The organism is Hydrocoleum sp. CS-953, from assembly GCF_002260545.1.
Taxonomy (GTDB): domain Bacteria; phylum Cyanobacteriota; class Cyanobacteriia; order Cyanobacteriales; family Microcoleaceae; genus Trichodesmium.
The window spans coordinates 1-9052 of the sequence record NZ_LGSU01001271.1; the positions used below are offsets into that span (position 1 = coordinate 1).

General features: G+C 34.0%; 4 protein-coding genes and 2 pseudogenes. 4 read left to right on the forward strand and 2 right to left on the reverse strand.

The window, feature by feature from the left end; all coding sequences use genetic code 11:
* Positions 1 to 571: 571 nt before the first annotated feature.
* The 4 genes from AFK68_RS22325 (at position 572) to AFK68_RS22350 (ending at position 7218) form a co-directional block, all read left to right on the forward strand.
* Positions 572 to 1615, forward strand: a complete 1044-nt coding sequence (locus tag AFK68_RS22325; RefSeq protein WP_143438146.1) for a Gfo/Idh/MocA family protein — start codon at positions 572 to 574, stop codon at positions 1613 to 1615.
* A gap of 3758 nt (positions 1616 to 5373) precedes the next feature.
* The coding region (locus tag AFK68_RS46095) for a metal ABC transporter solute-binding protein, Zn/Mn family (protein ID WP_168186603.1) at positions 5374 to 5644 on the forward strand (271 nt) is incomplete at its 3' end.
* 284 nt (positions 5645 to 5928) lie between these two features.
* Positions 5929 to 6459 carry a hypothetical protein gene (locus AFK68_RS22345; RefSeq protein WP_094675202.1) on the forward strand — a complete coding sequence of 177 codons (531 nt, stop codon included), beginning with the start codon at positions 5929 to 5931 and terminating at the stop codon, positions 6457 to 6459.
* Between the two features lie 198 nt (positions 6460 to 6657).
* Positions 6658 to 7218 carry a Uma2 family endonuclease gene (locus tag AFK68_RS22350; protein ID WP_094675204.1) on the forward strand — a complete coding sequence of 187 codons (561 nt, stop codon included), beginning with the start codon at positions 6658 to 6660 and terminating at the stop codon, positions 7216 to 7218.
* 431 nt (positions 7219 to 7649) lie between these two features.
* Here the strand turns inward: AFK68_RS22350 and AFK68_RS39530 are convergent.
* Together AFK68_RS39530 and AFK68_RS22355 are read right to left on the reverse strand one after the other, a co-directional pair.
* A pseudogene (locus AFK68_RS39530) lies at positions 7650 to 7907 on the reverse strand (CapA family protein); the annotation flags it as partial.
* Position 7908: 1 nt separating this feature from the next.
* Positions 7909 to 8960: pseudogene (locus AFK68_RS22355) on the reverse strand (CapA family protein); the annotation flags it as partial.
* Positions 8961 to 9052: the final 92 nt, after the last annotated feature.

Genomic DNA, 9052 nt, shown 5'->3' on the forward strand with positions numbered 1-9052 from the left:
AGGTTGTACTTGATGCAAAAATACAATTTTATCTGGCAACTCCTTCACCGTTACTTGATAATTTGCCACATTATCTAAAATCGAAGAAAAATCATTCCGAAAAGTGCCAGTAATGGAATTTAAGAAAAAAATTTTGCAAGTATATTTGGGAATTCCTGGCAATTCTGATTCTAAATAGTTTTTGTATATTGTTCATTTCAGATTAATTAATTAGTTGGCTTACTTATATTCCCTCTGCAATTTATTATCTACCTTAACTTCGGTTCAGGATGACCTGAAAATATTTTTGTTAGCTTATCAAATTTATACTCTTAGCTCTTGCCCAACAAATATAGTGACTGGCCGTGATTACTGTAAATTATAATTTTAATCTGGCTTGATTTATTTTTAAAGGAATATTTTACTTACTTAAGCTATAATTACTCAATTATTAAGTTAAATTGGGCAAAAATTATGTATAAATAAAATCATAAAAATACTTAAGAGTGGACTTAAAAAAAAAGACTTGACAAAAGTTATAACTTTTGTTACAAAAATGTTAAAAACTTATATAGTAAGAGGATTTTAGATTGTGAAAGTAGCCATTGTTGGTTTTGGATTCAGTGCCGAAAAAGGTCATATTCCAGCCTATAGAGAGCGTTCTGATATTCATGTCACAGCAGTAGTAGATCCTGTAACAGCGAGACGTGCAGCAGCACTACGGCAATATCAAAACATCCGAGTTTATGAGACATTCGATGACTTACTAGAGGAATACTCTGATGAAATAGATATAATTGATATTTGCTTGCCTAATGCTTTTCATATGGAAAATGTTAAACGAGCATTAGCAGCAGATAAGCACGTCTTATGTGAGAAACCATTAGTTTTAAATAAAGCTGAATATTATGAATTAGTAGAAATAGCAAATCAACAAAAACGTATTTTATATCCATGTCATAATTATAAATTTGCTCCGGCAATAGTTCATGCTGCTTACTTAATTAATTCGGGTGAAATAGGGCAACCTTTATTTGCATCTTTTAACATATTTGGTGCAGGTTTTCAAAGTGGCGTACCTCAGTGGCAACCAGACTGGCGAAAAAATAAAGAACTCTCTGGTGGAGGTATTATGATTGACCATGGTTTAGATGCAATTTCTGTTGCTCAAACTCTATTTGGTGGTTCTCCCCAACGCATATCTGCTCATACTAGAAGTCTCAATCAAGCAGAAAGTCAACTAGAAGATTTAGCTGTTTTTTGTTTAGATTGGGATGGCAAATTAATTAATATTAGTTTAAGCTCTTTAGGCTCAATACCAAAAGCTTATTACAGAATTCAGGGCACAGAAGGAGAAATTAGCATCGAGAATAATGATATATTTTTGAGTGTTAAAGATCAACCAGTTCAACATATTTTTGTACCTACATATTTTGACGATCCTGGTCATGCAAATTGGTTTAATGGAGTGATTGATAATTTACTAGATTGTATTAAGACTGGAAATACTGAACCATTCCCATTAATGGAAGCTGGTTTAGTTCTAGATATAGTTGAAAAAGCAAATTATTCTAGTAATAATGGAGGTAGTTGGATGGGATTAGAATTTACTGCTAAGTCATTACAAATGGTCTAGTTAATTTCTAACTAGGTGCTAGAACTAGGTATGGGATAAAACCTCTTAATTCTTTTTTTATCGCCAATTTATAAACCTAGTTCTAGGCACTTTTTGGAATCTATAGTTCTTTCAGATTGCTGACAAAAAGAGGAAATCAAAAGCAGATTAGATAATACTCACTAGCAGAAACTTTGCTATACTTAGATTTTATGGGTAGTCCTAAATATTTCATTAATTGATAATTACTTCTGGTTAAAACCGAGAGGATTGAATATCAGGAAATATCCTAGCACTTTTTTTCCCCTATCCAAGGGGAGGCTTTAAACCAGAATTATTAATTATTAATTATTAATAATTGGGTAAGGATATTAGTTGCTACATCCCTTTAATTGTCAGAAGGTAGACTAGAAAAATCATTACTTGTTTACCACTACCGATTTTATGTTTCTAATTTAAACTTCGCAGTACATTTGCCAGATATCTATATAAGCTGAATCAAGTAAAAGTCACCCTAAAAATTATTTTTTGTACTTTTTCCTAAATACAGAAATTGCCAAAAAATTAAGGTATAAAGCCTCTCCATTCATGGAGAAAAAAGCGGTNAAAAATTATTTTTTGTACTTTTTCCTAAATACAGAAATTGCCAAAAAATTAAGGTATAAAGCCTCTCCATTCATGGAGAAAAAAGCGGTCGTTTCGGCTAAGAGCCGACATGAAAAGCGGAGCTTCCCGTAGGGTGGGATGGCGTTAGCGGAGCGGCTCTGCAAGAGCGGGTTTCCTGCTCTTAACAGAGCCGCGAACGCTTTTCATGTCGCGCAGCGAAACGCCATATCCAATCGACCAAGAGAAGAAAAAAATCCTTTGACCAAATCCTCCTCTTTATTAAGAAGAGGTAATTATTAATTATTAAACAAAGGGAACCCACAAATATAAATCTGGTTTTTTCCTAGATATTTATTCTTCAAACCAAGGATTTATCATATAGCAATCCTAAATAGGTCGTAACAAATCAAAAAGTAAATAAAAAAACTGAAACTTCCACCTGTTGCCTGTTGCCTATTGCCTAAAAAGCAGTAAGATTTTTGAAAGGAATAAAATTAGGATTGCTATAGAAACCATATTTTGCATAGATAAATCCTATAATATTAATACCTCTATAATATCCGTTGAGTTAAGTTGAGTAGAACAGATTTTTTTTACTTAGATAATTTAGTCTAAGATTTAATGATTAGTTTGTCATTTTTGCTGTACTTTCTAATATTTATTTATTTGATGGATGGGAATCCCGCGTTGTCACGCAAGTGCAACGTCGGGAGGATGTCAAACCTCAGTTATAAATCCTAAAACAACCTTTAAATCAAGTGGCAAATTAAAGAATTGAATCAGGTATAGTAATCCTAAATAGGTTGCGGGTAATCAAAAAGCAAATAAAAAAATATGAAACTTTCACCTGTTTCTTGTTCCCTAAAAGCGGTAAGATTTTTATACACAAATAAAATAGGATTGCTATATATCTCCCCTATCTGCCTTCTGAATATTTTATCATCTAAATTAGGGGTTCAGCAGTGGGAAATTTTGCAGTCAAAACTACATAACTATGTTATCCCAAAAATCTCCTAAATCTTACCGTTCACGTTTATTATTTTTATGTGAACGAATTATGGCATTACTAATTCTTGCCAACGTAATTGTAGTAATATTCGATGTTACCTATATACAATTTCGTGATTGGTATCTGAAGGCAGATTTATACTTACAAAAACTTTCTGAGACTCCCCAAGAAAAATATCTGCAAAAAGTCGATGAGCTAGAAGAAGAATTAACAGAAAATGGTTTACAGTCATCAAATATAGAAAATTTATTAGAAGATTTACGCCTTAGTAGTGTACAAATTTTTATTAATCGCCCTCCATTTCGAGTCATAGATGACTATGGTGCTTTAGAGAAAATTCAGCAAAGATTGACTACTCATCTCGGCAAAGAAAATTTTTCACAAGCAGTACAAGTATTCTGGCAACAAGATTATTTAGAAGCACAAGGTTGGCAAAGTCAATTAGATTTTTTCAATGAACAAATTCGCCCTTTAATGTTATTGTATGAACCTCAAATATGGTATGATTTAATTAAAGGAATAGAGCCATTCCGAGATTCACAAGATTATCTAATCACAGTTAATGAACTGAGGATAATTCTGGAAAAACAAGGTTTAGAAGCAGCAAAAATAGAACCTTTACTGAAAAATTTGCGTGATAGTAGCACCGAATTAATTGATAGAGATTATTATTTTCAGGTAGTTAATCAAACTATAGTTTTAACTCAAATTAAATATCGGATGAAGGAACATATTTATAGCCAGATTCCAGATAGTAATGTCAGTTTAACTCCCACCCTCCAATTTTTAGAATCATTAAACCTACTCCAATATTTAGCACCAGATATTTTGTGGGCAGATAAATCATCAAAACGAGCATTTAATATATTTTGGAGTCGTCAACATCTCGAAACATTTCCATGGGAAAAAGAGTTAGATTTTTTTGATGGAAATATTCGGTTTTTAATGCAGTCCCTTTACTTCCGTAATTTAGATACAAATGGAAAATTTGTCGATAGATTTTGGCTGGTAGATTTGCCTTGGATGGCTATATTTTGGATGGAGTTTATTGTACGAATTTTAGTAATTAGTCGTCGTCCTAATATAAGTTTTTTGGATGCTATTAAACAGCGTTGGTATGATCTTTTTTTACTACAACTTTGGATACCAGAACTGCGGATAATTACTGTTTTTATTCGTTTACATAAAGTTCAATTACCAAATATGACTCAGTTAAATACTTCTATGCGGTTCAAATTAATTGGTATTTTTGGTAAGGAAATAATTGAAGTTGTACTTGGTGGAGGTATCGATCTGCTTCAGAATAAGATTAGCAAAGGTTCTCTAAAAAAAGCTATTTTTGAATCAAAAAGTAAGTCAGAGAAAGTTTATGTAGAGACAAATGATTCTGGAAAAATTCAGGAAATTATTAACCNGTTAAATACTTCTATGCGGTTCAAATTAATTGGTATTTTTGGTAAGGAAATAATTGAAGTTGTACTTGGTGGAGGTATCGATCTGCTTCAGAATAAGATTAGCAAAGGTTCTCTAAAAAAAGCTATTTTTGAATCAAAAAGTAAGTCAGAGAAAGTTTATGTAGAGACAAATGATTCTGGAAAAATTCAGGAAATTATTAACCGTGTACTAGAAGTAACTGCTTGTAAAGTTCTCCCAGAGATTCATGCAGATATTGAAGATTTTTTGCATTATCAAGTTGAAAAATCTATGCAGCAATTATCTATATATAGGCGTTTACAAAAAATACCTTTTTTACGTCGCTTACCAGATCAAATTGCTAATAATTTAGTCGTACAAATATCAAGGACAATTTCTACTTCTCCGCAAAAAGCTTATCAAACACCACCAGATGCAGTAAGTATTAAACTTAGACAAGAGTTAGTAGAACATTTTAGTAGTAAATTAGTATCAGAATTGCAGGAAAAACAAACCTTTGATGAAATAGAAATTTTAATTATTGATTGGCTTGAACAAGTTAAAAATAATTATGTTAAACCATCAAATCAAGCTACTTTAGAATCCTCTGACATAACTATTCCTAAAGTTATACCTACAACAATAATCGATCTAAAAGTTGAAGATGAAAGTAAAAAGGATGATTTATAGATATTGTAGGTTGCGTTGAGGAACGTTTTCGGCTAAGAGCCGACATTAAACGCTACGCGACATGTTTGCGGAGCATTCCCTATACGAAAAAGCGCAGCTTATCCAAAAGATATCCGAAAAGATCTTCGTCAACGGTCTGGGCTTCGAGACCTGGTCGCAGACCCTGATCGAAAACTCCGGCACCAAGGCGAAGGTCCTCGTTGCCACGGAAGGTGTGACGCCGCTGAAGGTCGAGGGCGAAACCGATCCGCATGCCTGGAACGCGCTCACCAACGGCCAGATCTACGTCGCGAACATCGCCGAGGTTTTCGGCTTGTTTTTTAAGGGTCATTNGCAGCTTATCCGTAGGATAAACCCAACACTATAACCCACCGAAATTATAACAAAAACAACAATTGATTTATAAGCTGAAAAAAGTTACAATTAATATTATGTCCGGTTGAATAGTTATAATTAAAGCTTGTAGTAAAGCTCTAGACAGAACTGTAGATAAGGCTAGAGCTTTACTACAAACAAAAACTTTTTTGATTGTTAATTATTCGAACATAATATAATAGAGAATTAAAAGACAAAAGCTATGGATTAAATTTAGCTGGAGGTACAAATAGTGGATTTTATGAGAAAAATTGAATTAGGGGGGTTAGTCACACTATTAACTGGAATTGTAACTTTGGCTTTCTTTTTTGGTCAACTAAATGCACAAGTTAAAAGCCTTAAGCCTGAGGAAATACAGAAAGCACAGGAAAAAGCTCTGGAAGCAATAAAGGAAGCTAAAGAGAAAAATTCTCTAGAAGCTATTGAAAATGTTAGAACAATTGTTACAAAGTCTGATGCTGATAAATATTGCTCATCTGTAGATGGAGCATTCGCTGCTCATGTACCACGTTCCTATTTTCGTCGTACTGGAGAACAGATTTGTGCTGCCGATAATCCGACAGTGGGAAAACCTAAACAAAGTTGTGCTCAAGTCCCTTTCATTTGGGTATCAAATGATAATAATCACGGCGGACATATACCTAAGAACAAGGGTTGTAATGAATTTCTGGAATTTGCGTGGCCGTGGGGCGCTTCGCATACAAAGCCGAATACATTGAGTCGTGAGTGGAATCATGGAGATACTTGGGTTGTATGCTGTTTCGAAAAGTAATTACCAAGTTAGTCAAGTAGTCAAGTAGTGGAGTGGCACATCTAAAATGGTGCGTTACGACGGATTGCTAAATCCCTTTCATAGTCTAAATTTAAGCCGTCTAACACACCCTACAATTTTGCACAAAATTAGCTGTGTCAGTCCACTACTCTAGGGATTAATTATCAATTATCAATTATCAATTATCAATTATCTATCATGTCACTCGAATTGGTGAAACGACAATTTAATGTCAAAGAATACAACGAAATGCCTCAAGTTGGTATCCTCAAAGAAAACGAGCGCTTAGAGTTAATTCGAGGAGAAATTTTCCAAATGTCCCCTGTAGGCCGCCACCATTCCGCTTGCGTAAATCGTTTAAATCAACTATTTTCTCAAAGGTTAGGCGATCGCGTTTTAGTAAGCGTTCAAAACCCAGTTGAATTAGATGATTATTCCGAACCACAACCGGATATAGCTTTGTTGGCACCGAAAGCAGATTTTTACGAATCTGGACATCCTCAACCTACAGACATATTCCTCATAGTGGAAGTGGCAGATACTACTGTTAAATTAGATCGGGAAGTCAAAATTCCTCTCTATGGCGAAGATAATATTATTGAAGTTTGGTTGGTAGATATTAACAACCAATGTGTGGAAGTATATAGACAACCTATTGCGAGTGGTTATGAACAAGTGCAAAAATTACAGCGGGGTCAAAATTTATCTCTTCAAAGGTTTCCAAGTATTAATATTCAAGTGGATGAAATATTAGGATGAGATTTTTGCATTTCATTCTAGGAAGCGATCGCATAGCCAGTCGTGGACTGACACAGCTAAAATGGTGCAATAGTAGGGGCGGGTTTTAACTAGAAATTTAATGCTTACTCTAAGATTTATATAAACCCGCCCTGATGCACACCCATTAGTTGTGTCAGTCTACTAGGATGCGTTTTGTTTCGCACAACTCCGTTAGCGCTACGCGACATGAATGTTCAGCATTCCGCAAGAAAGTGTAACGCACCGAAATATTAGACATCTCGACAAATCATATCAAATCCGCTTACTTCCGAGTGTTATAAGAAACCGGGTTTATGGGAGGTAGATGTTAGTGTAGTGGGATATTTAATAAACCCGGTTTCTCTGCTTTTTTATACCGATACTACCGGATTTGATATCAAAAGTAAAATCAATTCTTATACATCAATTCCCTATTCTCTTTTCCCTGCTATATGACTATTCATTTGAGTTAAATATTTCTCCAATAACAAATAATCCTTAGACTTAAGTAAACGGTCATTTTTATTAGTAATAACCTCCTCTAAAGACAAAACCCGAAAATTTAATTTCCCATTTTTCCGATAACGATGTACCCATGTCGGCAAAGCTTCCACGGCAGAAATATTAATCGTTTCTTCTGGAAAACTTTTCTGAATATTAACTTGGAAAATCACTCCTAAATCAGTATANTCTAAAGACAAAACCCGAAAATTTAATTTCCCATTTTTCCGATAACGATGTACCCATGTCGGCAAAGCTTCCACGGCAGAAATATTAATCGTTTCTTCTGGAAAACTTTTCTGAATATTAACTTGGAAAATCACTCCTAAATCAGTATATTTTCTCGTTTGATTAGAAATAAAATTCCCCATAGAATAAATCGCAACAGCCTGACGAATTCCCCCATTTTCTTCAGCAATTCTAAATATTTTATAAGGTTGAACTACATGAGGATGACTACCCAAAATAATATCCGCTCCCCCATTAACCAAATTTTTCACTAACTGTTTTTGTTGAGTATTAGGTAGACGTTGATATTCTGCACCAAAATGTAGAGAAACTGTAACAATATCTGCCCCTTGTTGTCTTGCTTTACTAATATCTTGAAGAATTTTTTGTTCGTCAATTAAATTTACTAGATAATCTTTCCCTTTAGGAATAGGAATACCATTAGTGCCGTAAGTGTAAGCCAAAAAAGCCATCAAAATTTCATTTTTTTCTACCATTAAAATGTCTTGAGATTCAGCTAAAGAAGCTGCAGTACCCACTGAATAAATGTCGCGATCGCGCAGATTTTCTAAAGTTTTCAAGACACCTTTTTCTCGTCTATCCAAAGAATGATTATTAGCAGTAGTTAAAATATTAAAACCTGCCCATTTAATAGCATCAGCTAAAGTTGCTGGAGCATTAAATAAAGGATATCCTGTATATCCAGATTTAGGACCAGCTAAAGTTGTTTCTAGATTACCAATTACCCAATCACCAGCAGACAAAATATCCTTTACTTCTGTAAAAAAACTCTTATAAGAATAACTCTTAGTTTGAGAATTATAACCAGATTTAATTTGCATACCGTGCATCATAATATCTCCAACAGCAATTAATTTTGCCTCCGTAAAATAAGGAGTTGGTAGAGGTAATTGGATTGACTCGACAGGCAAAATTTCCGATGTTTTTTCTGCTTTACTTTCAGGAGATATATTACAACCATAAATAAATACTATTCCACTTTTCGGCACCATTTTAAGCAATAACCGCTCCTAACTTAGTGTTTAGTGTGTTTTGGCTAGAATCTATATCTTCTAAAACCTGCTTGGCATATTCATAAATGAGT

Bases quoted from the DNA above. Each gene is read 5' to 3' on its own strand.
- AFK68_RS22345 (WP_094675202.1), top strand. From the start codon at position 5,929: ATGAGAAAAATTGAATTAGGGGGGTTAGTCACACTATTAACTGGAATT.
- AFK68_RS22350 (WP_094675204.1), top strand. From the start codon at position 6,658: ATGTCACTCGAATTGGTGAAACGACAATTTAATGTCAAAGAATACAAC.